At 72.3% G+C, this 24,309-nt stretch carries 21 protein-coding genes; 10 read left to right on the top strand and 11 right to left on the bottom strand.

Annotation, left to right across the window (positions count from 1 at the left end; genetic code table 11):
- The first annotated feature begins 3 nt into the window (after nt 1-3).
- A complete protein-coding gene (locus tag ACIP9H_RS11815; protein ID WP_401587604.1) occupies nt 4-1,629 on the top strand; it encodes an IucA/IucC family protein in 1,626 nt (541 codons plus the stop codon).
- Between the two features lie 1,107 nt (nt 1,630-2,736).
- Here the strand turns inward: ACIP9H_RS11815 and ACIP9H_RS11810 are convergent.
- From ACIP9H_RS11810 to ACIP9H_RS11800, 3 genes are all read right to left on the bottom strand, one after another.
- Nucleotides 2,737-3,459, bottom strand: a complete 723-nt coding sequence (locus ACIP9H_RS11810) for a VWA domain-containing protein (RefSeq protein WP_401587601.1) — start codon at nt 3,457-3,459, stop codon at nt 2,737-2,739.
- A gap of 73 nt (nt 3,460-3,532) precedes the next feature.
- The gene (locus tag ACIP9H_RS11805; protein WP_401587598.1) at nt 3,533-4,315 is read right to left on the bottom strand and encodes a GNAT family N-acetyltransferase; all 783 of its coding nucleotides are present in this window, start codon (nt 4,313-4,315) and stop codon (nt 3,533-3,535) included.
- A 7-nt stretch (nt 4,316-4,322) separates the two neighbouring features.
- Nucleotides 4,323-5,309: a helix-turn-helix domain-containing protein gene (locus ACIP9H_RS11800; protein WP_401587595.1), complete on the bottom strand. Its 987-nt coding sequence runs from the start codon at nt 5,307-5,309 to the stop codon at nt 4,323-4,325.
- Nucleotides 5,310-6,046: 737 nt separating this feature from the next.
- On the opposite strand from ACIP9H_RS11800, the gene ACIP9H_RS11795 reads away from it, so the two are divergent.
- Nucleotides 6,047-7,171, top strand: coding sequence for a hypothetical protein (locus ACIP9H_RS11795; RefSeq protein WP_401587592.1), 1,125 nt, complete (start codon nt 6,047-6,049; stop codon nt 7,169-7,171).
- 22 nt (nt 7,172-7,193) lie between these two features.
- Here ACIP9H_RS11795 and ACIP9H_RS11790 read toward each other — a convergent pair whose 3' ends face one another.
- Nucleotides 7,194-8,090, bottom strand: a complete 897-nt coding sequence (locus ACIP9H_RS11790) for a helix-turn-helix transcriptional regulator (protein WP_401587587.1) — start codon at nt 8,088-8,090, stop codon at nt 7,194-7,196.
- A 242-nt stretch (nt 8,091-8,332) separates the two neighbouring features.
- Between ACIP9H_RS11790 and ACIP9H_RS11785 the strand changes: the two genes are divergently transcribed.
- From ACIP9H_RS11785 to ACIP9H_RS11775, 3 genes are all read left to right on the top strand, one after another.
- The gene (locus ACIP9H_RS11785) at nt 8,333-9,034 is read left to right on the top strand and encodes a type 1 glutamine amidotransferase domain-containing protein (protein WP_401587585.1); all 702 of its coding nucleotides are present in this window, start codon (nt 8,333-8,335) and stop codon (nt 9,032-9,034) included.
- A gap of 122 nt (nt 9,035-9,156) precedes the next feature.
- Nucleotides 9,157-9,843, top strand: a complete 687-nt coding sequence (locus tag ACIP9H_RS11780) for a helix-turn-helix domain-containing protein (protein ID WP_401958945.1) — start codon at nt 9,157-9,159, stop codon at nt 9,841-9,843.
- A gap of 438 nt (nt 9,844-10,281) precedes the next feature.
- Complete coding sequence (locus ACIP9H_RS11775; RefSeq protein WP_401587579.1) at nt 10,282-10,620, top strand: YbaB/EbfC family nucleoid-associated protein; 339 nt, start codon at nt 10,282-10,284, stop codon at nt 10,618-10,620.
- A gap of 397 nt (nt 10,621-11,017) precedes the next feature.
- Here the strand turns inward: ACIP9H_RS11775 and ACIP9H_RS11770 are convergent, their stop codons facing one another.
- Nucleotides 11,018-11,647 carry a TetR/AcrR family transcriptional regulator gene (locus tag ACIP9H_RS11770; RefSeq protein WP_401587576.1) on the bottom strand — a complete coding sequence of 210 codons (630 nt, stop codon included), beginning with the start codon at nt 11,645-11,647 and terminating at the stop codon, nt 11,018-11,020.
- A gap of 240 nt (nt 11,648-11,887) precedes the next feature.
- On the opposite strand from ACIP9H_RS11770, the gene ACIP9H_RS11765 reads away from it, so the two are divergent.
- Nucleotides 11,888-12,937 carry an NAD(P)-dependent alcohol dehydrogenase gene (locus ACIP9H_RS11765; protein ID WP_401587574.1) on the top strand — a complete coding sequence of 350 codons (1,050 nt, stop codon included), beginning with the start codon at nt 11,888-11,890 and terminating at the stop codon, nt 12,935-12,937.
- A 186-nt stretch (nt 12,938-13,123) separates the two neighbouring features.
- Nucleotides 13,124-13,429 (top strand): hypothetical protein, encoded by a 306-nt coding sequence (locus ACIP9H_RS11760; RefSeq protein ID WP_401587571.1) that lies wholly within the window; start codon nt 13,124-13,126, stop codon nt 13,427-13,429.
- A gap of 63 nt (nt 13,430-13,492) precedes the next feature.
- Here the strand turns inward: ACIP9H_RS11760 and lepB are convergent, their stop codons facing one another.
- Together lepB and ACIP9H_RS11750 are read right to left on the bottom strand one after the other, a co-directional pair.
- Nucleotides 13,493-14,239 (bottom strand): signal peptidase I, encoded by a 747-nt coding sequence (gene lepB, locus ACIP9H_RS11755; RefSeq protein WP_401587568.1) that lies wholly within the window; start codon nt 14,237-14,239, stop codon nt 13,493-13,495.
- A 52-nt stretch (nt 14,240-14,291) separates the two neighbouring features.
- Nucleotides 14,292-15,140, bottom strand: a complete 849-nt coding sequence (locus ACIP9H_RS11750) for an alpha/beta fold hydrolase (RefSeq protein WP_401587566.1) — start codon at nt 15,138-15,140, stop codon at nt 14,292-14,294.
- Nucleotides 15,141-15,521: 381 nt separating this feature from the next.
- Here ACIP9H_RS11750 and ACIP9H_RS11745 point away from each other — a divergent pair, with 381 nt between their 5' ends.
- The gene (locus tag ACIP9H_RS11745) at nt 15,522-16,214 is read left to right on the top strand and encodes an alpha/beta hydrolase (RefSeq protein WP_401587564.1); all 693 of its coding nucleotides are present in this window, start codon (nt 15,522-15,524) and stop codon (nt 16,212-16,214) included.
- Nucleotides 16,215-16,235: 21 nt separating this feature from the next.
- Here ACIP9H_RS11745 and ACIP9H_RS11740 read toward each other — a convergent pair whose 3' ends face one another.
- The 3 genes from ACIP9H_RS11740 to ACIP9H_RS11730 all read right to left on the bottom strand — a co-directional run bounded on the left by ACIP9H_RS11740 (nt 16,236) and on the right by ACIP9H_RS11730 (nt 18,970).
- The gene (locus ACIP9H_RS11740) at nt 16,236-16,985 is read right to left on the bottom strand and encodes an IclR family transcriptional regulator (RefSeq protein WP_401587561.1); all 750 of its coding nucleotides are present in this window, start codon (nt 16,983-16,985) and stop codon (nt 16,236-16,238) included.
- Nucleotides 16,986-17,125: 140 nt separating this feature from the next.
- Nucleotides 17,126-17,989 carry an alpha/beta fold hydrolase gene (locus ACIP9H_RS11735; RefSeq protein ID WP_401587558.1) on the bottom strand — a complete coding sequence of 288 codons (864 nt, stop codon included), beginning with the start codon at nt 17,987-17,989 and terminating at the stop codon, nt 17,126-17,128.
- Nucleotides 17,990-18,148: 159 nt separating this feature from the next.
- Nucleotides 18,149-18,970 carry an alpha/beta hydrolase gene (locus ACIP9H_RS11730; RefSeq protein WP_401958939.1) on the bottom strand — a complete coding sequence of 274 codons (822 nt, stop codon included), beginning with the start codon at nt 18,968-18,970 and terminating at the stop codon, nt 18,149-18,151.
- 538 nt (nt 18,971-19,508) lie between these two features.
- On the opposite strand from ACIP9H_RS11730, the gene ACIP9H_RS11725 reads away from it, so the two are divergent.
- Nucleotides 19,509-20,312, top strand: a complete 804-nt coding sequence (locus ACIP9H_RS11725) for an SDR family NAD(P)-dependent oxidoreductase (protein WP_401958937.1) — start codon at nt 19,509-19,511, stop codon at nt 20,310-20,312.
- A gap of 26 nt (nt 20,313-20,338) precedes the next feature.
- Here the strand turns inward: ACIP9H_RS11725 and ACIP9H_RS11720 are convergent, their stop codons facing one another.
- Complete coding sequence (locus ACIP9H_RS11720) at nt 20,339-23,080, bottom strand: AAA family ATPase (RefSeq protein WP_401587550.1); 2,742 nt, start codon at nt 23,078-23,080, stop codon at nt 20,339-20,341.
- Nucleotides 23,081-23,715: 635 nt separating this feature from the next.
- On the opposite strand from ACIP9H_RS11720, the gene ACIP9H_RS11715 reads away from it, so the two are divergent.
- The gene (locus tag ACIP9H_RS11715; RefSeq protein WP_401587548.1) at nt 23,716-24,306 is read left to right on the top strand and encodes a TetR/AcrR family transcriptional regulator; all 591 of its coding nucleotides are present in this window, start codon (nt 23,716-23,718) and stop codon (nt 24,304-24,306) included.
- Nucleotides 24,307-24,309: the final 3 nt, after the last annotated feature.

Below are 24,309 nucleotides of genomic sequence, written 5' to 3'. Positions count from 1 at the left end.
ATCATGCACCCCGATTCGACGACCGCGACGCGGCGCCCCACGGAGGCGGCGTTCGCCGGCGGGCTGACCGCCCTGCGTCCAGGCCTGGCCGATGCCTGGGCCGCCGCGCTGCCCGGCGCCCGCGCCGCCGTCCTCGGCCGCCTCTGGCGCGCCCTGCTCCTGGAACCGCTGCCCGGCCTGACCGTCCACGGGCCGGGACAGGTGCGCCTGCGCGACGGGCGGTCGCTGACCGGGCCGCCGCGCCTGCCGCACGATCTCGGCGCCGCGCACGAGGAGTTGGTCCTGCGGCTGGACGGCCGCCCGTACGACCACCCGGCCGCGCTGCTGGAGGCCCTGGGCCTGCCCGGCTCCGGGCCGCTGCTGGACGAACTGGAGAACAGCGTCGCCTCGTTGGCCCTGTCGAGGGCGGGCGCGCCCGCGCCTGACGGCCCCGCCGGCGCCCTGACCGGCTTTGAGCAGGGCGTGGTCGACGGGCACCCGTACCACCCCTGCTGCCGCAGCCGCCCCGGCTTCTCCCCGGCCGAGCAACTGGCCTACGGCCCCGAGCACCGGCCGGTCGTGGGCCTGGACCTCGTCGCCGTACCCGCCGCCGAGGCCGTGGTGTCGGGCGACTGGCCGGACCGGCTGCGGGACGGCGACCGGCTGCTGCTGCCGGTGCACCCGTGGCAGACCCGGCACGTCCTGCCGGGCCTCGGCGTACGCCCCCACACCACCGCGGCGATCGCCGCGCGGCCGCTGATGTCAGTACGCACCTTCGCCCCGCTCGACGGCGGGCCGCACCTGAAGACGGCCCTCAGCATGCGGATGACCTCCGCGGTGCGCGACATCTCGGCCCAGTCGGTCGCGGACGGCGCCCGGCTGTCGGAACTGCTGGACGGGCTGACCCGGCGGCTGGAGGGCGGCAGCCTGCGCGTCACGCGCAACCTGGCGGCCGCCTCCGCGGTTCTGGGCGGCACGCCCAGTCCCGATCTGGCCGCGCTGGTACGGGAGTCCCCGGAGGACTTCGCGGACCCCGCGGAAGGGGAGACCGTGGTGCCGGTGGCGGCGCTCATCGGCCGCCCCGCGGACGGCGGCCCGCCGCTCGTGCGCTCCCTGCTGTCGGAGGACGGCGAGGCGTGGCTCACCGCGTTCGCGCGGCTCGCGCTGCCGGCCGTGCTCCGGCTGCTGTCCTGGGGGGTCGCGCTGGAGGCGCACGGCCAGAACCTGCTGGTCGTCCTCGACCGGCGGGCCCGGCCGCTGCGGCTGGTCTACCGCGACCTCGCCGACGTGCGGATCAGCCCGGCCCGGCTGGCCCGCAACGGCTTCGCGACGCCCTCCCTGGGCCGCGGGCTGAGCGACGACCCCGCCGTCCTGCACGCCAAGGCGTACGGCTCCCTGGTGGCCACCACCTTCGGCAGTCTGGTCTCCGCGCTCGGCCAGGCGCACCGCCCCACCGAGGCCCGCCTGTGGGCCGCCGTCGCGGCGGAGGCCGCCCGCGCCTGCGACGGCCTCCCGGACACCCCGGACACCCGCACCGACCGCGCGGCCCTGTTCGCCCCCGAACTCCCCGTCAAGGCCCTGACGTTGATGCGCCTCCGAACCTCCACCCCGGGCGACCGCTGGGCCCGCCTCCCCAACCCCCTGCGCTGACGCGTACGTTCGGGCTCCCGCCACGGCACCGCGGGCGGCGAACGCCGTACCCCCACGGGGGCAGCGTGCCAGGCCCGGATCGGCCGGTCCCCGTGCGGGCCCGCGGCAGACAGCCCCCACGCCCCGCCCGCGCACCCGCTCCGGCCCCCGGCGGCCGCAGCGGGTGCCGCGCGGTCACGCCCACGACCGCCGGCAGGCGCATCCGCGACGCCCCGGGCGACCCTCGGCGTGCCCAACGACCCCAGCACCACACGTCGTTCGCCCACCGCGCACCGCAGGCACCGACACCCCGCGCCGACGCAGACCGCCACGGACCCCGGGCCGCTGCCGACCCTCGGCGTACCCAACGACCCCAGCACCACACGCCGTTCAACGGCCCTGCGCGGCAGCCATCGACGCAGACCGCCAGGCCGCCGCCCCTCAACGACCCCGCCGCCCGGCCGCCAACAGCCCTCGGCCGACGAACGACCGCAGCGGCACATGCCGTTCGGCCACCGCGGACCCGCCAAGGGACAGTCCCGACTGCCCGAGCCACCGACAGCCCTCAGCGGCACCAACGACCGCACACCGCAACGCCCCACGCCGACGCGGACCGCCACGGGCCCCAGGCCGCTACCGGCCCTCGGCGTCACCAACGACCCCAGCACCACACGCCGTTCAACAGCCGTGCGCGGCAGCCATCGCACAGACCGCCAGGCCGCCCCTCAACGGCCCCACCGCCCGAGCCACCCGCAGCCCCCGTGCAGCGGACATCCCCAGCGACACATGCCGTTCGGCCACCGCGAACTGCAGGCGCATCCGAGACGTCCCGCGCGGACACGGACCGCGAGGGGACAGTCCCGACTGCGCGGGCCGCCCTCAGCCCTCAGCCCTCAGCCCTCAGCCCTCAGCCCTCAGCCCTCAGCCCTCAGCCCTCAGCCCTCAGCCCTCAGCCCTCAGCCCTCAGCCCTCAGCGGCACCAACGACCCGCCGTGCGCGGCAGGCACCGACGCGGACCGCCACGGGCCCCGGGCCGCTGCCGGCCCTCGGCGCGCACCCGCCCCGGCACCACATGTCGCAGGCCACATCAGCGAGGTCCCGCGGTCACGCGGACCGCCGGGCCGCCCCTCAGCGGGCCGGGGCGATCCCTGCGGCCCGGGCGGCCGCCAGCCACTGGGGGAACTCGGTCACCAGGGCCTCGTACAGCGTCGCGTCCGGTACGTCGCGCGGCTCCGGGCCCGCGGCCCAGAAGCCGGCGTTGTCCACCGGCCGCCTGCCCGGCACGGGCAGCTCGTCCAGCTTGCGCAGGAAGTCGAACTCCTTGCTCGCGGGCTCCCCGAAGCCCACGAACTGCCAGAACAGCGGCAGCCGCGCCGCCTCGCACAGCAGGCGCTCCGCCGCCGTCCGCGAGGTCGGTCCGCCGTCGGTCTGGAAGACCACCAGCGCGGGCTCCCGGGCGCCGGACGCCTCGTAGTGGTCGATCACCGCCCGCATGGCCAGGTGGTAGTTCGTGCGTCCCATGTGGCCGTAGCTCTCGTGCAGCGCGTTCACGCGGCCCGCGTAGTGCTCCAGCCCGAGTTCGGCGATGCCGTCGACCTCCGTGGAGAAGAACACAACGGGCACGACCCCGTCGTCGTCCAGGTTCGCCGCCAGCCCCAGCACCTGTTCCGCGAGCCGCTGGACCGTTCCCTCCCGGTAGTGCCGCCGCATGCTGCCCGAGCGGTCCAGCACCAGGTAGACCGCCGCGCGCTCCCCGGCGGCCCCGGCCTTCTCCAGTGACACCCGCGCGCCCTTGTAGAGCCCCACCAGCCCGGGTGCCGCGGCGGCCACCTTCTCCAGTCCGATCCCCATCTCCCCGTGCCCCTTCCGTCCGGTGACGGTCCGGCCGGGCCGCCCCGCCCCACAGTAGGCGGGGCGCCGCCCGTCACGCCGGGGTCGGGGCCGAGATCGTCGTCAGGTGCTCCTCGGTGCGGAACCCGGCGGCCGCGTAGACGGGTTGGCCCATCTCGCTCGCGTAGAGGTAGGCGGTGGTGGCGCCGGCGGCCCAGCCGGTCCTGACCATCTCCATGGTGATCGCCGTGCCGTGTCCGCGGCGCCGGTGGGCCGGGAGCGTGGAGATGTTGAAGATGCCGGTCAGCTCGCCGGTCACGATCGCCATCCCCGTCCCCACGGGCACACCGTCCGCCTCGGCCAGGAAGAACGTGGCACCGGTCATGCGGTCCAGGGCCGGATCGGCGAAGACCCGGAAGACCTCCGGCGGCACCTCGAAACCCTCCGCCATGATCGCGACGTACACGTCGAACTCGTTGCCGCCGATCGCCCGTACCTTCAACGACCTGGTCGCCGGTTCCTCCGGCATCCCCTGCTCGGGGTGCCGGACCATGAGCGGTGTGCGGTGGAACAGGGTCAGTCCGTGCCGCGCGGCCACCTCGGTGACGCCGGGCCCCGGCACCCCGCGGACGTGGACGCCCCACGGAACGTCTCCCCACGGCTCGGAGGCCGCCAGCGCGGCGATCTCGTCCGGGTCCGGCTCCAGGCCGGGTGCGACGATTCCGTTCAGGGACGCGACCGGTGCCCCGGTGACGGCCAGTACGGCGCCCCCCGGACCCCTGCGCGTGCGCCCGGTGGTCAGGGACGCCAGGTTCTCCACGAGGCCGGCGTACGCGGACGCGATCGGTGCGAGCGGGTCGTGCCCTCGGGTCGTCATGCGGAACTCACTTTCTCTGGTCTCTCACGTAGGCGGCGGGGGTGACTCCGTAGACGGATTTGAACTGCCGGATGAAGTGGCTCGCGTCCGAGAAGAGCCAGCGCGCGGCGATCTCGGACATTCCGGCCGCGCCGCCCGGGGCCACGAGTTCGTCGTGCGCCCGTTCCAGACGCCGCCGCCGCGCGAACCCCATGACCGATTCGCCGGAGGCCGAGAAGCAGCGGTGCAGCGTGCGCAGGGACACCCCGACGCTCCGGGCGACCATCGGCGGGGACAGGTCACCGCTGTCGAGATTCTCTTCGATGACGCTCTTGGCGGCGACCACCACGGCTTCGGGATGATCACTCAGCCCCGCGCCGGGGCGCTCCGAGATGATGTGCGAGAAGAGTGTCGCGCAGGCGTCCCGGACCATCTTCCGCGCGGTGACCGAGCCCTCCAGATCGCCGCTGCTTTTGTTGATCGCTTCCAGAAAATTGACGAAGAAGCGAACCTCGGGAACATCGACGTCCGATATGTGGGCCCGCCCGACGGTTCTCCGTGATCCGATGTGCGGCAGCACGAGGTGCCGCGGAATGGAGATCACGTGCGCGGTCGTCGCGGGCGCGCAGGCGAACTCCCAGGAGGCCTTCGTGTCGCGAATGCATATCTGCCCCGGCTGTACGGAGTGTTTCCGCTTCCCCTCCGTGAACTCGATCCAGCCCGATGTCACCAGGTCGGCGACGATCGGGTCCTGGTCGAGATGGCTCCCCGACACACCTGTCAGCGTGTCGCAGTACACCTTGGCGGACAGCAGCCCGTCGATGAGATGGCCGTTCGCGACGAAGCGGAATCCGCCGGGGACGGCGGCCTCCGGTACGGCGAGGCGTACGAGGTGGGAGAAGGGACCGCGCTCCCAGTCCCGGAAATGCCGCTCGGACGTCCGCGCCTGCTCGGCGGTGAGGACCATGTCCTCGCGGTAGCGGACCCCGTCGTCGTGGGGCGGCGCGGGGTTCACGGCGCCTCTCCCGCGGTACCGGCCCTCCCGGTGCGGGCGCGGAGCGGGCGCGCTGGCACGCGCGCCGTCAGGGCGCGCAGGGACGTCATGCGTGACTCAGTCATCGAAGCTGAAGGCAATTCCTTGATCCATTGCGGTCGGCCGCCGGTTTCGGGTCCGCGCCCCCACCGGGGACCGGCACATCGAGCGGGCGCCATTGCCCTTGAGGCGCTCGCGGCGGGTCACCCCCGCGGCGAGGCGCGGCGCGCACAACGCGCCGCGGCCGGGTCGAAGGCCGCTTCCCGCATTATTGCCGACCCCGCACCTCACGAAATAGTACGGCCGCGCCAGAGTGCGGTTCCGATGCGACAAGGGCGGCACTCGGCTCCCATGAACCACAAGCGGGCGGGAAGTCCCGCGCGGCCACCCCGCCGGGCCCCCGCACAGGCGCCGCGCGGAATGCGGGAGCTTCCCGGGTCCGCGGCACACCGGGCACGATCCCGGTTCCGCGGGCAGGCGCCCGGCGGCACCTCGACGTGAATGGAAGGCCCGCGTCCGGGAATGGAATGCGGGCGTCGATCCTGGACGAATCATTTCCCTTGTGTCTGATGCTTTGTCACGCTGTGTTCTTCCTGGCCCTGTTCAGTTCTCCCGCCGTACGGAAACGGGTTTATGATCTGCTCCGTCATCGGGTCGTCGCCGCCTCGGCAGCCGTCCGACACAGACACCACAGAAGACGTAAAAGGGGACAGCGCGCCATGTATCAGCCCGCCGTGTCGGTCCATCAGTTGCGTATCGCCGTGGCCGTGCTCAGCCTCGCGCTGTTCGTCCAGACCTCCTTCTGGCTCGTGTACGACGCCGCCGTGCGCGGTCTGCCGGGCGCGTGGGAGATGTGGACGACCGGCTGGGTCCCCGGCCTGTCGGCCACGTCCTCCCTGGACTTGGGCCTGGCGGCCCTGCAACTCACCGCCGGCGTGGCCGCGTTCCTCGGCACCCGGGGGGCCGGCGGACTGCTGGTCACCGCCTGCGCGGTGACGCTCGGCTTCCGCCTGCCCGCGGTCTGGTACTTCCTGCTGAACTCGCCCGACGACCCGTGGTTCGGCTCCCTCAAGGGCCCCTCGGTGAACGCCGTCGGCGGCTCCGCCGTCCTCGCCGTGGCGCTCGCCCTGATCCTCGGCGTGCTCCTGCTGCTGGCACGGCACATCGAGTACGAGGCCGCCGCCGCGGACGGGACGCCCGCCGGCAGGATCCGCCCCGTGAAGGTCACGGCGACCACCTCCGGCGTGCTGCTCGGCGTGCTCAACGTCTTCTACATCTGCCGGAACACCGTGACCGCCTTCCAGGTCGGCCCGAGCGTGCTGGGCGACCTGCTCGTCGGCAAGGGCACCGGCCGCGCGATCCTCGGGGTGTCCACGCCGTACCAGTGGGCCTGCCTGACCGTGCTGTGCGGGGCCGGCATGCTGCTGGCCGCCAGGCGCCGCCCTGTCGCGACGGGCTTCTCCACGGGCCTGTCGCTGTTCATGATGCCGCCGGCGCTCACCGACCTGTGGGCGTACCTCCAGGACGCGATGGGGCAGACCCTCGTGGACGGTTCGCAGCACGTGCTGGAGTTCGTCGGTTCCGCGGCCGTCGTGGCCCTCACCGTCGGGGACGTCCGCCGCGACCGCCGGCCGGCCGTCATCGCCGCCGACAACCTTGTCGAAGCGGGGCCGGCTCCCGTCGCGGCGGCCGTGGCGGCCGCTCCGGCCGAGGCTGCCGTGACGACAACGGTGGCGGCTCCGGCCGACGCCGACGCCGGGGTCCCCGCACCGCGCCGCACCTCGTCCGAGCCCGCCGCATCCGAGGACGCCGAGGACGCCGAGACCGAGCCCGCCGAGGCCTGAGCCCCGAGGGCGTTCCGGCCTGCTACCGGGGCCGCCCGGCCTCGCGAGGGGCCGGGGACGCGCCCGTGCCCGCCGCCGGTTCCGCGGCGCTCCAGCTGGCCAGCAGCTTCCACGCGTCCTGCGAGCCCTGGTCCTGGGCCGGCAGGTACATGAAGAGGGTCTGGTCGGTCTCGCCCGGCATCGTGAACGCCTGGTAGTCGATGCCCAGGTCGCCGACGACGGGGTGTCGCAGGCGCTTGTGCCCGTGGGTGCGGTCGAAGACCTCGTGGTCGGCCCACCGGCGCCGGAAGTGCTCGCTCTTCATGGCCAGTTCGCCCACCAGTTCCGCGGTACGGGTGTCCTCGGGACGGCGGCCGGCGTCGAGGCGCAGGATCGCGGTCATCTCGGCGGCGATCCGCTCCCAGTCCGCGTACAGGGACCGCGCCGCATCGCTGAGCAGCACCCAGCGGGTGAGGTTGCGCTCGCGGGCGGGCATGGCGTCGAAGTCGGCCATCAGCACGCGGAAGAGGTGGTTGGTGGCGAGCACGTCGGTCCGGCGCCCCAGGACGACACCGGCCTGGTCGGTGAAGGAGTCCAGGAACCGCCGCACCCCGGGCCGGACCCGCTGCACGGTCGGCGCGGACCGGCGGCCCCCGCCGGACCTGGGCCCGACGAGGTCGAACAGATGGGTGCGTTCGGCGTCGTCCAGCCGCAGCGCGGCCGCCACCGCGTCCAGCACCCCCGTGGAGGGGCTGATCTGCCGCCCCTGTTCCAGCCGCGTGTAGTAGTCGGTGCTCACCCCCGCGAGCTGGGCGACCTCCTCCCGGCGCAGCCCCGGCACCCGCCGGTAGGCCCCTCGCTCGGGCAGCCCCGCCGACTCGGGGGTGACGCGGCCGCGGCACCGGCGCAGGAACTCGCTGAGCTCGACGTTTCTGGCCATGTCCCCATTCTCCTCCGCGGCCCTGCCCGGTCGACCGGGGAAAGGGGGTCGCTCCGTCCCAGGCAGCGGTCTCCCCGGCAGGTCAGGCCCGGGAAGCGGCCCCCGCGGCCCGTGCCGCGCGTGGTGTGCTGGATCGCGGAGGACACCGGGCGGCCCACGGGCCCCGGAACCGGGCGGTCTCCCGGTCCCCCTCCACCCATCCCCCCACGGGGCATCCCACGCGAGAGAAAGTGAGTGCCGACATGGCCAGGATCCTGATGGTGCTGTCGGGCGTCGACTACTGGACGCTGACCGACGGCAGCAAGCACCCCTCCGGCTACTGGGCCGAGGAGTTCGTCGTCCCGCACCGCATCCTGACGGGTGCCGGGTTCACCGTCGACATCGCCGCCCCGGTGGGCGGCAGGCCGGCCGCCGACCCCGTGAGCCTGCGGCCCGACGTCGCCGGACCGGAGGCGGAAGCCCTCGCCGCCTACATCGACGCGGCGGCCGACCTGCTCGCCGCCCCCAAGGCGCTGTCCGACGTCGACGCGGCCGACTACGACGCGATCTTCCTGCCCGGCGGCCACGGCCCCATGGAGGACCTGGCGCACGACCCGGACCTGGGCCGTCTCCTCATCGAGGCCGACGCCGCCGGGAAGATCATCGCCCCGGTGTGCCACGGCCCGGCCGCGCTGCTGTCGGCGAACCTGCCGGGCGGACGCTGGCTGTTCGCAGGGCGCGCCCTGACCGTGTTCACCGACGAGGAGGAGCGGCTCAACGGGACCGCCGACCTCGCCCCGTGGCTGGTGGAGACCGTGCTGTCGGCCCGCGGCGCCGTCGTCCGGTCCGCCGACACGGCCTGGGACGCGCATGTCGTCGTGGACGGCAACCTGTTCTCCGGTCAGAACCCCGCCTCCAGCAAGCCGCTGGCCGAGCGGCTCGTCGCCGCCCTCGCCGGCCGCTGACCCCGGCCGTCCGCCCCGCGCGCCGCCCGGGCGGTCCTCCCCGCGAGGACCGCCCGGGCGGCGCGGACGACAGGAACTCGGACGCCATCGGTGGCATGCTCGGGCGTAGGAGGTGCATGGCCGTGAGCGAGAACTCGACGTCCTCCCACCGGCCGGCCGGGACACCGGAGCCTCAGTCCGGCGTTGTGGCCCGTCGTGTGCGGCAGCGCTGCGCGATGCTCGGCACGAACCTCGAAGAGGTGGCGCGCCGGGCGGGCATGTCACCGCACTATCTGGAACAACTGCTGGACACCAGCCGCGACTTCGACCCGGCGGGCGTGTTCCGGGTCGCCGCCGCCCTGAGCACCACCCCCCGCGAACTGCTCGAGGGCCCCGCCGACCCGCCCGCGGGCCAGGGCGCCGCCGCGCCCCGGCCGGTGCTCCGGAAGCTCGGCCCCGAGGAGTGCCGGGATCTCGTCGGCACGCACGGAGTCGGGCGCGTCGCGATGGCGACGCCGGAAGGCCCGGTGGTCCTGCCGGTCAACTACACCGTGCTCGGCGGCGCCATCGTCTACCGCACCGATCCCGACGCCGTGACGGCCGCCGCCGAGGGCTCGGAGGTCGCCGTCGAGGTCGACCACGTGGACGACGCCCTGAGCTCGGGATGGAGCGTGCTGACCGTCGGCACGGCCGAGCACGTGAGCGATCCGGACACCGTACGGCAGCTGTCCGAGCAGGCGGCGACGGAACCCTGGGCCGGCGGCAGGCGCGACCTGTGGATCCGGGTCGCCCCCGGGCGGGTCACCGGGCGGGGTATCGAGCACGCCTGACCCGGCTTGCCGGGGGGAGCCACCGGGTACCGCGGGACCGGGTGCGCACCCGCGGCGAACGGCACCGGCCGTTTCCGGACCACCGTCACCACGCCGAGCCCCGGCATGTGGAAGGCGACCTTCGCGGGAACGGCCGACACCGCCGCACCTCCGTCCTCCTGGTACTCCGGCTACATCTGGTGACGGGCGTACGCCGCTCGCGGCGTCAAACGACCCGGGCACCGTGCGCGCGTCAGGGGTGTTTGACCCATGCGGCGGTCGCGGCACCGCTGGCACAGTGGCCAGGGCAAAGGAGTCGGCGAGGCATCGGCGCTCGGTGACCGGTCCGGCCGCGGGACCGGGGTCATCGACGTGGACAGCCGGGCCGGGGCAGCGTGTTCCCGGCCCTCACCGCGACCCCGGAAAAGCGCAGCCCCCCCCCACGATCGGAAGACGACGATGGATCTCGACGGCGACAGCCCCGGTATGCGGAAGCTCCTGGACAGCGCCCAGCGGCTCCGCCAGGAACTGGCCAAGGCCCAGGACGAACTGCGCTCCGCAAGCGTCCACGGGACCGCGGGCGGCGGCACGGTCCGGGCCACGGTCGACGGCCAGGGCACGCTCCAGGACCTGAGGATCTCGTCCGTCGTCGCCGACCCGGGCAACGCGCAGGGTCTTGCCGCCATGATCGTCGCCGCCGTCCGGGACGCCCAGGAGTCCCTCGTCGTCCGGCAGGCGGCCCGGATGACTCCCGTGCTGGACGCGCTCCGGACGGACGTGGAGGACCTCCCCCGCTGAGGCGCGTTGTCCTCGGGCGGAACAGTCAACTCAGCGGAAAGGTGGGGGAATTCCCTCTCCAGCCCGAACTCCGCGCGACGGAACGCGACAGCCGTTGTCCGGAGTCCCCCGGCCGGCACGGGACGGGCTCGGATCCGGCCGTCCTTCACGCCGGACATCCGCTTCGTCACCGCGATCCGGCGTTCGCCGAAGGCCTGCGCCTTGCCGGCACTCCTGGCCAGCCACCCCGATGTCACCTCGTTCAGCCTGTTGTTGATCCGCCGAATCGAACCGGTGCCACTGTGCCAGCGGCCCCCGAGCCGCCGCATGGGTCAAACACCCCTGACGTACGGGTGGTGATCAGGTCGTTCGACGCTGCGCCCGAGGTGTCCCAGAGACCGGGGGCCGTCGGGGGCGTTCAGCTCTGGGTGGTCGGCTGTGCCTCGCGGGCCAGGCTTCTGGCGATGGCCGCCGCGTGGGCGGCCACGTCGTCGATCGTCGGGTGGCGGCGGCTGAGGAAGCCGCTGCGCAGGAGCGTCGCGTAGCCGTGGGCGGCGGCGATCTGCCGTTCCAGCAGTTCCAGGGCCTCGCGCGCGTCGCCGCCGGTGACGGCGAGGACCGAGGGGAGCAGTGCGTCCATGACGCCGCGGCCGGCCTGGAGCAGGTCCTCGTCGCCGGCGTCCTGCAGTTCGGGGGCGAAGATCAGATCCAGCCCCGAGCCGTTCTCGGCCGCGAAACGGGTGTAGGCGGCGGCGGACACGGCCGTGGCCTCGACCGGGTCGGGCCTTCCCTGCTCGTTGCGCGGCAGTTCCTCCTGCGCGTGCAGCATGCGCGCGGTGAGGGTCCCCGCCGCGGCGATGGCGCAGGCGATCAGCAGGGCCTGCTTGCTGGCGAAGTGCCGGTAGGGCGCGGCCGTGCTGACGCCCGCGCGGCGGGCCACTTCGGCCACGGACAGCGCGGCGATGCCCTGCTCGGCGATCAGCTCCAGCGCGGTCGAGACCAGCACGGCCTTCAGGTCGCCGTGGTGGTAGGTGCTCCGCTTCGGCACGGCCCCTCCGCTCCTCACTCAATGTAAGAGACATCTTACATCCTGCGACGGCGGCTCCGCGCACCCCCATCCTGCCCCAGCGCAGACGTTTGACTTACTGCTAGAGGGTTCTTACATTGAAGCAAGTAAGAGGCCTCACACATTGGGTGTGAGCAGCCACTTTGCCGCGATCAAGGCCGTCCCGACCCCCCGAGACGACGCGCACCGCATCGATCCCCCGAGCACTCAGAAGGAACCCCCATGCCCACCACCACCGCGGCCTTCGCCGCCCCGTCCGTCGGCGCCGAGCTGAAGCCGCTCACCATCACCCGCCGTGACCTCCGGGCCGCCGACGTACGCATCGACATCAAGTACACCGGCGTCTGCCACACCGATCTGCTGCAGACCTCCGACGGCTGGGGCCCCGGGCTGTACCCGATGGTCCCCGGGCACGAGATCACCGGCGTGGTCACCGAAGTCGGCCCGGAGGTGACGAAGTTCGCCGTCGGCGACCGCGTCGGCGTGGGCACCTACGTCGACTCCTGCGGGGAGTGCGAACCGTGCCGAGCCGGCCTCGAGGTGTACTGCGAGAAGGGCTGCACCCCCACCTACAACGCCAGGGACCGGCACGGCGAGACCACCCACGGCGGCTACTCCCGCCAGATCGTCGTCGACGAGCGCTACGTGCTCCGCATCCCCGACGGCCTGCCCCTGGACGCCGCCGCGCCCCTGCTCTGCGCCGGCATCACCACCTACTCGCCCCTCGCCCACTGGAACGCCGGGCCCGGCAAGAAGGTCGCCGTCCTCGGTATGGGCGGCCTGGGACACATCGCCGTCCAGCTCGCGCACGCCATGGGCGCCGAGGTCACCGTCCTGTCCCGCACGCTGAGCAAGAAGGACGACGGCCTGGAACTGGGTGCCGACCACTACTACGCCACCGACGACCCCGAGACCTTCGCCCGGCTGGCCGGCACCTTCGACCTGATCCTGTGCACGATCTCCGGTGCGCTCCCGTTCGACCCGTACCTCCGCCTCCTGAAGCTGGACGGCACCCTGATCAACGTCGGCGCCCCGGACGACGACATCTCCATGAACAACTGGGCCCTGATCCCCGGCCGCCGCTCCTACGCGGCCTCGGCGGCCGGCGGCATCCCCGAGACGCAGGAGATGCTCGACTTCTGCGGCGAGCACCGGATCACGGCCCGCATCGAAACCATCGCGATGGAGGACATCAACGAGGCCTTCGCGCGGCTGCACCGCTCCCAGGTCCGCTACCGCTTCGTGGTCGACATGGCGAAGTTCCAGGGCTGAGGCCCCCCTTGCCGAACCCGGAGAAGGAACACACCCCGCCCGCCCGGTGCACGCGCCGGGCGGGCGAGCCCTCGACGCGCACCGAAGGGTGCGACGGTTGCCGCACCTCGCTGCTGCACAGCGGCCAGGACCGCCCGGGAAGGGGTGGCCCGTCGAGCCGGATCCCCGGGCTGCTTGGATCAGCTCATGAGCCGTACTGGTGATCCGGTCAGCGGCAGTTCCGCACGCTTGAGTCTCGCCGTCCCCTTCGGGGCGGCATCCATCGCGTGCTGGTGCTGCTGCCCCTTCTGGATGCTGGTCTGGTTCGTGGCGCTGCCACTTGGCCTGACGGGCCTGCTGCGGGGTGTCATCGAGTATCGCGCCGCATCACGCCGGGGTGAGGCCCGCGGCAACCCGCTGGCCGGGCTTGCGCTCTCAACCGTGGGGACGGCGGCAGCCATCACGTACATGGTCTTTCTGCTGACCCACCCGGAGCTGCCCATTCAGGGCTAGGCGGAAGGGCCTTGGGCGGCGACTGCGGCTGCCCCACGCACGGACAGGTGCCCGCAACGGCGATCAGAAGTCGCGATGAAAAGTTGCCGGTACCGGCAGCGTCGCCCATCGGGGGATCGGCCAAACCACCGTGAAAGCGCGGCCGACCACATCCTTCACGGGTACGAACCCGCCGGTGGGACCGTGGACGTGGCCGCGGGAGTCCCAGGAGTCGTTGCGGTGGTCCCCCATCACCCACAAGTGGCCCTCGGGCACCTTGATCGTACCGACGGGGTTTTCGTCACACGGGGCGGAACCCGGATAAATGTACGGCTCGTTCAACGGGATTCCGTTGACCTTGAGCGGTTCCCCCCGATTGCACTCCACCGTGTCACCGCCTACCGCGATCACCCGCTTGATCAGATCTTTCTCTTCGGCCGACGGCATGAGGCCGATGAAGGCCATTCCCTTCCGCAGCCCCCGCAGAACGGAATTGTTCTCCTTCGGACCCCCTTCGTCGAGCCAGCCACCGGGATCGCGGAAGACGACGACCTCGCCGCGCTGCGGTGTCGCGCCGAACCACGGCGTGAACTTGTCCACCAGGACCCGATCGCCCCGCTGCAGCGTGTTCTGCATCGAATCGGAAGGGATCGAGAAGGCCTGCACGAAAAACGTCTTGATGAGCAACGACAGAAGCAGCGCGACGACGACCAGCACGGGCAGCTCCCGCCACCACGGGCTCCGCCTCACGCCGACCGCCTTGCCGGGCCGCTCGGCGTCCGCGCCCGGCGCGTTCCCCCGCTCGGCCGCCGCCGCTTCTTCGGTGCTCATGAATGGTTTCTCTCCCTCGGGACAGGGGCTGCGGACTGCCCGCGGTGCGGTGTCAGTTGCGGAGGAAGTCCAGGGCCTGCTGCACGAACACCTCGTGGTACTGGAAGATGCCGCCGTGGCCGGAGTCGGGGTACACGGCCAGCTTGGCGTCGGGCAGCAGCCGCGCGAGGACAAGGGTGCCGGCCGCTGTGGGCCACATCGTGTCGTTGTCGCCGTTGACGACGAGTACGGGCTGCTTCACGGCCGCCAGGCGGGCCGGCGAGGCCTCCCGCTCCCACGAGGCGAGCGCGGTGAGCTGGGCGCCGATGGCCTCGTTGGTGATCGGGGTGTCGCGGTCGTCGGCGGTGCGCCGGTCCAGGCGGGCGAGAAAGGCGTCCGCTGCCGCCTGACCGGCCTGCGACGGCTCGAAGAACAGGAAGTGCTTGGGGTGCTTTCCCCGCTCGGTCGCCTTCTGGACGGCTGCCTGAAGGACGGCACCGGTGGCGGCCGGGCCCTGGGCGCCGGCGGGCGCCGTGGCGGCCAGGATGATCCGGCGGACGCGGTCGGGGTACTGCTGGGCCACGACCTGGGCGACGATGCCGCCCAGGGAGTACCCGAGCAGGTCGACCGTGTCCAGGCCGAGGGCGTCGAGGAAGGCGACGGTGTCGTCGGCCATCGCCTCGAAGGTGTCGGGGGTGGTCCCGCCGGAGCGGCCGACCCCGCGCAGGTCGACCAGGACGACGCGCCGCTCGGCTGCCAGGCCGTCGACGACGGCGGGGTCCCAGTCGTCGAGGACCGCGGTCACGTGGTGCAGGAGGACCAGCGGAACGCCCTCGCCCTCACCCACCTCGCGGTACGCGAACGGGGTCCCCGCGACGTCGGCGGTTCGGGTCGGAGCGACGGCTGCGCCTACTGCGGACATGATGAGGTCCTTTCCCTCGTACTCGATGCCGGCGGTCCTGCCTGGCATCCATCGGATAGCGCTCGTTTATATAACGAATTCCGATGCCGAGCCAAACTTTCATTCAGTGAAAGTTTTTTGCCGCCCGCCGCTCCGCCGGTAGCATGCGGACATTCGCATTTCCGTTCGGGAGCGGAGCCGGGCTTCGGTGAAATCTCTCCTGCACGGGAGTTTCTCCGGGCACCGGACGCGGGGATTTCAAGAGCGCCCACCGGCAGGAGGCCGCGGTTCAATTCGGCCGCACCGCCGAATTGCCGGTCCGCGACAGGCGAAAGAATCATCCCGCATGAAGGACAGCAAGCGAATATTCGCGTCAGCAGCCGCCCAACCGAAAGCACTCTCATGTCTCTTCCGGCTCTGCTCCTCGTCCACGGCGCCTGGCACGACTCCGCCGCCTGGCAGCTCCTTGCCTCGCATCTCCCCGACGTGGACGTGCGGACCGTTCGCCTGCCCAGTACCGGAGAGGACCCCGAACTCCTCGGGGACCTGTACGCGGACGCGGCACGCATCGAAGCCGTCCTGGACGACATAGGGGGGCCGACGGTGCTCCTCGGCCATTCCTACGGGGGAGCGCCCGTGTCGCAGACGCCGGCGGGGCCCGGCATCGTGCGGGTGATCTACCTGGCAGCGATGATGCAGGACGTCGGTGACAGCGTGCTGACACCGACCGGAGGCGTCCGCCCCCCGTACTGGGACGTCCGTGAAGAGGAGGGCGACCGCCCCGGCTGGTTCGGCGTGTCCGATCCGGTGGACGTGCTGTACAACGGCGTCGACCCGCAACTGGCGGAGTCCGTCGCGGCATCGCTGCGCTCGCAGTCCCTCGCTTCCGTCACCCAGCCGCTCACCCGGGCCATCTGGCACGACGTACCGAGCTCCTACATCGTCTGCGAGCAGGACCGCGCGATTCCCGCCGCGTTCCAGCACGCCATGGCCCGGCAGGCCGACCGCGTCCGCCTGCTGGACAGCGGGCACTCGCCGTTCCTCTCCCACCCGGCGGAACTGGCCCGCCTGATCCGTGAGGAGATGGCCGTCTGAAGCGCGGGCATCGGGACGTGTTCACTCGCGCAGGGCGCGGGAAACCCTTCGGGCCGCCGCGCGAACGGCGGGGCCGAGCGTCTGGGGGGTTTGACTGCCCGCCCTGAAGGCGATCGAAAGGGCCGCCACGACCGAGCCGCCCGGGCCGTGGATCGGGGCTCCGATGCAGTGGACGTCCGGTCCCACCATTCTGTCGCTGCTGGCGTAGCCCTCCCTGCGGACATCGGCCAGCAGGGAGCGGAGCTGGGCGGGAGAGGTGATCGTGTTGCTGGTGTAGCGACGCGGCGGGGTGCTCAGATACTCCTCCCGGACGTCGTCGGGCGCGTGGGCGAGCAGGACGAGTCCCGCTCCCGTGGCGAACGCTCCGAAGCGGCCTCCCACCCGGCTGTCGGCCTGCGGTGCGCCCGGCGCGCTCAGGCGCTCCAGGAAGACGACGTCGAGGCGGTCCCGCACGGAGAGATGGATGTGCTGTTCCTTCGTCACGTCGTACAGGTCGTACAGGATCGGCAGGGCCAGATCGCGCAGCGGGAGGCCGCGAGGTGCGAGGGCGGCGACCTCCCACAGGCGCAGGCCCACCCGGTAGCGCCGGTCGGGTCCGCGCTCCAGGGCTCCCCAGGCGACGAGTTCGGCGGCACGACGGTGAACCGTGGGCAGCGACAGACCCGTTCGCCTGGACAACTCGGTGAGGGTGAGGGCGGGGTTCTCGTGGGTGAACGCCTCCAGCAGCGCCAGGACCTTGCCGGTCACCGACATGCCGTTTTCGTCGGACATGTCCATGCCCCTTCCTTCGTGTGCGGGACGGTCTCCGCGCCGTTCGCCGGACGTACCGTCCGCGGCCCCTCCCCGCACGGCGACGCGGGCCGCCGTGCGGGGAGGGTCGGGCACCGGCTGATGCCGGGGCCCGCTTGCCGTCAGTGGGCGGTTGCGGCGGCCTGCTTGATGAGGTCGGTGACGATGCCGGGGTTGGTGACCTGTGCGGCGTGCGGGACGTCTGCCTCGACGGTGTGCGCGTGGGCGCGGTTGGCCATGAAGCGCTCGGTGGCCGGCGGGATCACGTGGTCGTCCTTGGCGACGAGGTACCAGGACTCGACGGACTTCCAGGCGGGGACGCCGGAGGGCTCACCGAGCGCCTCGGGGGCGGCCGGGCTCTGGGTGGCGGCGAGTTCGGCGGCGGTCCTGGCGCTGACGCGGTTGCTGAAGAAGAGGTTGCGGTACTGGTCGGCCTTGGCGTAGAGGTCGACCCCGACCCCGGTGGTGCCGTCGGGCTTGGTGACGGGGAAGGTCACGGGGAACAGGGCGGTGGGAATGGCGGCGTTGGGGTCGTTGCTGATCTGGGAGCCGGGGAACTTCGCCGTCAGGGTCTTGACGTCCTCGTTCTTGTCCGGCGCGAAGGCGGAGATGTAGACGAGCGCCTTGACGTTCGTGTTGCCGGTGGCGGCGTTGGTGATGACCATGCCGCCGTAGGACTGGCCGACCAGGACGACGGGGCCCTGGATGGTCTTGAGGTACGAGGCCAGGTAGGAGGAGTCGGCGGTCACGCCCCGCAGACCGGTGGGCGGCGCGACCACCGGGTAGCCGTCGCCCTGAAGGCGCTTGACGACGCCGCTCCAGCTGGCGGCGTCGGACCAGGCCCCGTTGACCAGGACGACGGTCGGCTTGGGAGCGGCCGGGGTGTGGTGGGCGGGCGCGGCCGACGCGAACGCGGTCACGCCACCGGCGAGGGCGACCCCGGCCGTGGCGAGAACGGCGACACGGAACGTACGACGGCGAAGCATGGGTTTCTCCTTGAGCGATGGGTGCGCGACGATCGCGTCCCCGGGGAGCCCCCGTGAATGGCGGGGGCGGCGCGCCGAAGCGTCGGTGACGGACGGCGCGTTCATGCGGTCGAAGGCCGGCCGATCAGGGCCGGCGGTCAGTACTCCCGCGGGCCGCGGTCACACGTGGGCGGGCGCGTGGTCCACGGCCCAGTCCAGCGCGAAGTCGGCGACTTCCTGCCAGCCGTCCTGGCCGATGATGAAGTGCGAACGGCCGGGGAACTCCCGGTACTCCGTGACGGCCGGCGACTTGCGGTAGAGCTTCCAGTTCGCCTTGTTGACCTTGGCCGGCACGATGTGGTCGACCTCTCCCGCGATGAACAGGAGCGGGGACCGGCGGCCGTTCCGGAAGTCGATCCGGGTGGCGGCCCGCGGGTTGAAGTTGGCGAACGCCCCCTGGAAGAGGACGCGGGCCGAGCCGGGGACGGCGTAGCGCTCGTAGCGGGCGGCCGATTCGTCCTCGCTCAACGTGTTGGTGATGGCGTAGTGGAACTGCCGCGCCGTCAGGGAGACCGCCTTGTTCTTGTTGGCGGGGTTCTTCAGGACCGGCCAGGCCGATCTGAGGGTGGACAGCGGAAGGGGCAGCACACCCTTGACCGCCGCGGAGTCGATGGCGACCCCGGCACTGCCCAGACCCCGGTCGAGCAGGATCTGCACGACGGTGCCGCCGAAGGAATGGCCTATGAGGATGGGCGGGCGAGGCAGGTCGCGGATGACCTTCTCGTAGTGGTCGACCACCTCGTGCAGGCCGATGCCCGCGATGCCCGAGGGGTCGCGCCGCAGTTCCTCCACCTCGCGGTCGAGCCCGGGCCAGGCGGGAGCGATGACTCTGTGCCCCCGCGCCTCGTAGTACTTCTTCCATCCTTCCCAGCTGCGCGGGTTCACCCACAGGCCGTGGATGAGCACGATCGTGGCTGCCTCATGGGCATGGGGCTCACTCATACGGACCTCCGAAATGAATAGAACGTTCTGTTCATTCAAGCTAGCCGAACCGGTATCCGCGGGCAAGCGGAGCCGCGAAAGCACACGGTTCGGACGCAGGGCCGGCAGTGTGCGCCGGCCTCCCGCAGCGGTCCCAGAGTGTCGTCGGAGGCCCAGGACCCACATCCGTCGAACATCTGCGGGAAACCCGTCACCGAGCCGTGCCGGGCAGTCGTTTCGCCGGCGCACCAGGCGTCCGGTCGGCCGCCGGGCGGCGGCGCGGGCGCCACGGACCGCGCGAGGCACGGGATTTCTCGGCGGAAGGATCGCGGGAGTCGTGTCCCGCGGCCCGGTCGACCTGGTCCGGCCGCCGCTCGGACCGGAACAGCCATGAGCCCCAGTCGTCGCCACTGTCATATGACTTATGCGCTCCGGTGCCACCCGTACCGATACTGAGCAGGTGCCCGCGCTGCCACGCGCCGGTGCCGGAACTGTCGTGGCCCGTCGTCCGCCGGGACCGTGGCCGTCCCACCGCTCCCACCATGCGCCGAGGAGCATGATGTCGAAGATCATCCTTGTCACCGGGGCATCCGGCGGCCTCGGGGCAGCCACTGCCCAGGCCCTGGCCGACGCCGGTCACATCGCCTATGCCGGTGTGGAAGCGGCTTCAGGCCGTCCGTCGCTCGCCGCGCTCGCCCCAGAACCGGACGGGAACGCGGGCCGTCAAGGCGCTCGGCCGCGTCCTATCGCCCTCGACGTCGCCGATCAGCGCTCGGTCAGCGCCGCGGTCACCGGCATCACGGCGGAAGCCGGGCGGATCGACTGCGTGGTCCACACCATGGGACCTGTGCCCCGGGGCCCCGTCGAGTCCTTCACCCCCTACCAGTTGGCCCAGATCTACGACGCGAACGTGCTGTCCACCCAGCGGGTGAACCGTGCCGTGCTGCCGCAGATGCGCGAGCGCCAGGACGGTCTGCTGGTCTGGGTGGTGTCCCACGCCGATCCCGCGGACGAGGCCCCCTTCCTCGCCCTGCACTCCGAGAGCGTCGCGGTGATCGACCATCTCGCGGCCAGCTACGCGAAGGAACTGGCCGGCTTCGGGGTGGAGGCCGCGGTCATCGTGGCCGCCCTGATCGCGCCCGAACCCGGCGGCCGGCGGCCGCGGCTGGTCCTCCCCGACGACCTCGGTACGGCGCAGGCGTACGAGGGCCGGTATCCCGGTCTGGTCGACAGCGTCGACGTGCACCTGGCCGGTCAGGCCGTCACCGCGGCGCGTCTCGCCCGCACGGCGCGGGCCGTCGCGGCCGTGGTGGACAGCCCGAAGGGCGCTCGTCCGCCGCGGGTCACCGCCGGGGACCGGTGACGGCGGTCAGGCGGAGCGTGCGGGCCTCACTCCTCCAGGGCGCCGAGCGCGTCGCGGAGCGCCGCGCGGGAGGTGATGCCGAGCTTCGGAAAGATCTGGTAGAGGTGCGCTCCGACCGTGCGGTGCGAGAGATAGAGCCGTTCGGCGATCTGCTTGTTGCTCAGCCCCGATGCCGCCAGGTCCGCGATCTCCCGCTCCTGCGCCGTGAGCACCTTCCCGCCCGCTTCGGTCCGCGACGCGACCCATCCGGCGGCCCGCAGCTGCTTGGCCGCGCGATCCACCCAGGGGCGGGCGCCGAGCTCGGCGAAGGCGTCGTGGGCCAGCGTCAGCTGCCCTCTGGCCTCCGTGTTGGCACGGGCCCGCCGGAGCCGTTCGCCATGGGCCAGCCGCACCCGGGCCAGATCGAACGGCCATTGCCCGACCTCCGGCAGGGCCAGTGCGTCGCCGAACAGGCGCACCGACTCCTCGTCGTCCGTGGCGCACAGAGCGGCCGAAGCGCCGGCGAGGAGCGCGAGCCGCGTGGAGAGCGCGGCGATGTCGTTGTCCCGGATCGCCCGTACATGAGCGGCCGCCTCCGCCGGGCGGTCGGTGCGGACCGCGGATTCGACGAGATCCATCATCACCCACAGGGCGTGCGGCACATGGGAGGCGAAGGTGCCCGCGGGGCTGATCGCCGTCGCGTGCCCGTAGGCGCCGGTGAAGTCGCCGCGTCCGAGATCGGCCACGGTGCGTATGTGCCGGGCGTAGTGCAGTGCCGTCCCGACGCCCCGCGGCGCTGCCCATCGCTCGATGCGGCCGCTGAGGAGGGCGACGGTCGCGTCCTCCCCGCGGGGGGCGGCGACGACGGCCCGGCAGTACCAGAAGTACCAGGTGAAGAACCGGTATCCGGAGTCCTCGCAGAGCTGGGCTCCTTCCTCGGCGAGTTCGACGCACTCGTCCCACCTGCCGGTCAGGTAGTCGTTCAGGCACAGGTGCATCAAGGCGCCGAGGTGCCGGCGCACCGGGCCGCCGTCCCGTCCCTGGCGGACGACCCGCCACGAGGGCTCGCGGAGGGCCGGCAGCCGATCGAGGTAGAGCGCCGCGGTGCCGACCCGGACGATGCGGCCGGGGTCGGTCTCCTCGGGCAGTCCGCCGAGGATGTCCTCCAGCCGGTCCAGCGCGGCCGCTCCCGAACGGGCCGGGTCGGAGAAGGTCCTGCCGGCGACGGACAGCAGTGCGGGCGGCTCCGGGCGCAACCGGGAGAGCGCGGTGTAGAAGGGGTCCCACAACTCCGCACGGCCGCTGAAGAAGCACAGGAGCAGCAGCAGGTGCACGGCGTCGACGACAGCGTTGTCCTCGGCGTCGTACTGGTGGGTGCCTGACTCGATGGCGCCCACCAGCAGGCGGTGGGCCGTGTCGATGTCCCCGTCGCCGTTGATGACCAGATAGACGGCGGCAGCCGCGGAGCGCAGGGACCCCGCCAGGTCCGGGTCGGCGCGCCGGGCGTCCTCGAGCAGTTCCGAGACGCCGCGCAGCTCCCCCGTCGCGTCGGCACCGATGTAGGCGGCCTCGGCCAGGCGGCGGGCCCGGTCCGACCCGTGGGGACTCAGGTCGGCGGCCCGTATCAGCGCCGCGACCGCCCCCAGGGCGTCGCCGCGCGCGGTGATGCGCTGGGCGGTCTCCTCCAGCAGGGCGGCGACCTGCTCGTCGGGCTCGACGGACGCCTCTCCGAGATGCCAGGCCCGGCGCTCGGGCTGATGCGCCAGAGCCTGGGCCAGCGCCCGGTGCGCCGCGCGGCGTTCGGCGCTGGAGCAGGCGTCGACGACGGCCGAGCGGATCAGGGGGTGGCGGAAGACGAGCCGCCGGGTGCCCTCGTCGACGGTGACCAACTGGTCCTGCTCGGCCGGGGCGAGATCCTCGAGGTCGGCTCCGCAGTCGGCCTCCCTCGCCGCCGCCTGCAGGACCCCGAGATCGCCGGTCCCGTCCATGGTGGTGAGCAGCAGCAGACGGCGGGAGGCGGCCGGAAGGCCGGAGACCCGGGAGAGGAACAGCGCCTGGAGCCGCTGGCTCAGCGGCAGGACCGCGGGCAGGTTCTCCAGCGCCATGCGCTGCTGCCCGCTCAGCACCGTGGGCAGTTCGAGCAGTGCCAGCGGGTTCCCTTCGGCCGCGGACAGCAGCCGGCGCCGCACACGTTCGGCGAGGTTCGGGAACCGCGCGTCGAGCAGGGCCCGCGACGACGCCTCGTCCAGGGGCGGCACCTCGTACTCGGGCAGTCCGCCGCGGTTGAAGAAGGACTCGCTCCCTTGCCGCACGGCGCCCAGGAAGGCGACCCGGCTGCCGCCGAGCCTGCGGGCGACGAAGCCGAACACGGCGGCGCTGGCGCGGTCCACCCACTGCAGGTCGTCGATGACGAGCAGCAGGGAGTCCGACGCGGCCACTTGGCGAAGGAGCATCAGGGTCGCGCTGGACACGACGAGCCGGTTCGGCGACGCACCGCTGCCGAAGCCCAGCGCGACCCGCAGGGCCTCCTGATGGGTGCCGTCCAGATCACCGAACGTCTCGGAGAGCGGGAAGAGGAGCTGGTTCAGCCCGGAGTAGCTCACGTCGGCCTCGAATTCGACGCCGGCCGCACGCAGCACCCGCGTCCCGGTCGCGGACGCCGACTGCGCCACGGCGTTGAGGAGAACCGTCTTGCCCACCCCCGCCTGCCCCGACAGCAGGAGCGCCCCGCCACGGTCGGTGGCGCCGAGGAAGTCGCGTATGCGATCCAGTTCCTTGGTACGCCCCACCAGAGCGCCAGCGGCTCCGTCGTCAAAGGGGTCGCCGTAGCCCACCCGTCCACGCTCCCGTCAGCCGTCCGCGTCCGCGCGGGTTCACTCGGCGGATATTTTTTAATTCATCGACAAGGGGAGCTTCATGCTACCGCGCGAGACTTCGGCATCACCGTACCGAGCTGCATTTCCGGTAAACCCTTCGGCACACCTGGAAACGCCTGGAGAAGATTTCTTTCACTGAGTGAAAGTCGGAATCCGGCGGGCGTCCGCGGAGGGTAATGTGGCGTCCGGACACGGCAAACCCCCTCGTCACGGGGGTGCCCGCGCCGGTGGGGCCGGAGTCGGGGTGCCCGTCCGGCAGCAGGTGCGACCATGCGAGAAATGCCGGAACGCGCGCGACGCGCAGCACGGAAAAGGCACCCCCTCGACCCCGGGGCACCATATATGCATTCCGGCAGGCAAAGGCCGTCCGCTCCTCATGGCCATTTCTGCCGCCCTCCCGCCGGGGAATGGCCGCTACCGCCGGTCCGCACATGGGGACCTGCGCCTTGAGCACGCCTGGCCGCGCATCGGCCCGTACAGCGGCCCCGTCTCCGGGCGCACCGTCGCCGGCACCAGATTGTGGAAGGAACGTTCTATATAATGTCTCCATGACCGAGACGAACAGCGGGCCTGTCACGACCGGCCGCAAGTCGGCGGCGCGGGAGCGGCTGCTGAGCACGGCGAGCAGGCTCTTCTACACCGAAGGGATTCGCGCCGTCGGCGTCGACCGGGTGATGGCGGAGGCCGACATCGCGCGCGGCACCTTCTACCGGCACTTCGAGGGCAAGGACGACCTGGTACGCGGCTACCTGGACGCCACCGACCACGACATCCGGGCCCGGGTGGCCGTGGCGGCGGAGAAGACGGGGGGCGGTGCGGCGCTGCTCGATGTCGTCGCGCACAGCATCGGCGAGGAGATCTGCGGTCCGGGGTTCCGGGGCTGCCCCTTCATCAACGCGGCCGCGGAGTACCCGGACAGGAAGTGCCCGATCCACCAAGTCGTGCTGAGGCACCGCGAGTGGTTCCGCCAGCTGCTGGAGGACACCCTCGCGACCATGGGGGTCGCGGACCCCCGGCGGTCCGCCGACCTGGTGGTCGCCCTGCGGGACGGAGCGATGGTCGCGGGCTACCTCGGCGACTCCGGCACCGCGGCGCACACCCTGGTCCAGGGTGTCGGTCTGGTCGTCGCGGCGGGCTGACGG

Source organism: Streptomyces sp. NPDC088732, assembly GCF_044751205.1.
Lineage (GTDB): Bacteria > Actinomycetota > Actinomycetes > Streptomycetales > Streptomycetaceae > Actinacidiphila.
Note: the sequence above shows the minus strand (reverse complement) of the source record. Positions and strands in the feature narration are given on the sequence as shown.

Bases quoted from the DNA above. Each gene is read 5' to 3' on its own strand.
- ACIP9H_RS11805 (WP_401587598.1), bottom strand. From the start codon at position 4,315: ATGACGACCCGAGGGCACGACCCGCTCGCACCGATCGCGTCCGCGTAC.
- ACIP9H_RS11745 (WP_401587564.1), top strand. From the start codon at position 15,522: ATGTCTCTTCCGGCTCTGCTCCTCGTCCACGGCGCCTGGCACGACTCC.
- ACIP9H_RS11725 (WP_401958937.1), top strand. From the start codon at position 19,509: ATGTCGAAGATCATCCTTGTCACCGGGGCATCCGGCGGCCTCGGGGCA.
- ACIP9H_RS11750 (WP_401587566.1), bottom strand. From the start codon at position 15,140: ATGTCCGCAGTAGGCGCAGCCGTCGCTCCGACCCGAACCGCCGACGTC.
- ACIP9H_RS11815 (WP_401587604.1), top strand. From the start codon at position 4: ATGCACCCCGATTCGACGACCGCGACGCGGCGCCCCACGGAGGCGGCG.
- ACIP9H_RS11715 (WP_401587548.1), top strand. From the start codon at position 23,716: ATGACCGAGACGAACAGCGGGCCTGTCACGACCGGCCGCAAGTCGGCG.
- ACIP9H_RS11760 (WP_401587571.1), top strand. From the start codon at position 13,124: ATGAGCCGTACTGGTGATCCGGTCAGCGGCAGTTCCGCACGCTTGAGT.
- ACIP9H_RS11795 (WP_401587592.1), top strand. From the start codon at position 6,047: ATGTATCAGCCCGCCGTGTCGGTCCATCAGTTGCGTATCGCCGTGGCC.
- ACIP9H_RS11775 (WP_401587579.1), top strand. From the start codon at position 10,282: ATGGATCTCGACGGCGACAGCCCCGGTATGCGGAAGCTCCTGGACAGC.
- ACIP9H_RS11810 (WP_401587601.1), bottom strand. From the start codon at position 3,459: ATGGGGATCGGACTGGAGAAGGTGGCCGCCGCGGCACCCGGGCTGGTG.
- ACIP9H_RS11785 (WP_401587585.1), top strand. From the start codon at position 8,333: ATGGCCAGGATCCTGATGGTGCTGTCGGGCGTCGACTACTGGACGCTG.
- ACIP9H_RS11735 (WP_401587558.1), bottom strand. From the start codon at position 17,989: ATGCTTCGCCGTCGTACGTTCCGTGTCGCCGTTCTCGCCACGGCCGGG.
- ACIP9H_RS11740 (WP_401587561.1), bottom strand. From the start codon at position 16,985: ATGTCCGACGAAAACGGCATGTCGGTGACCGGCAAGGTCCTGGCGCTG.
- ACIP9H_RS11765 (WP_401587574.1), top strand. From the start codon at position 11,888: ATGCCCACCACCACCGCGGCCTTCGCCGCCCCGTCCGTCGGCGCCGAG.
- ACIP9H_RS11730 (WP_401958939.1), bottom strand. From the start codon at position 18,970: ATGAGTGAGCCCCATGCCCATGAGGCAGCCACGATCGTGCTCATCCAC.
- ACIP9H_RS11790 (WP_401587587.1), bottom strand. From the start codon at position 8,090: ATGGCCAGAAACGTCGAGCTCAGCGAGTTCCTGCGCCGGTGCCGCGGC.
- lepB (WP_401587568.1), bottom strand. From the start codon at position 14,239: ATGAGCACCGAAGAAGCGGCGGCGGCCGAGCGGGGGAACGCGCCGGGC.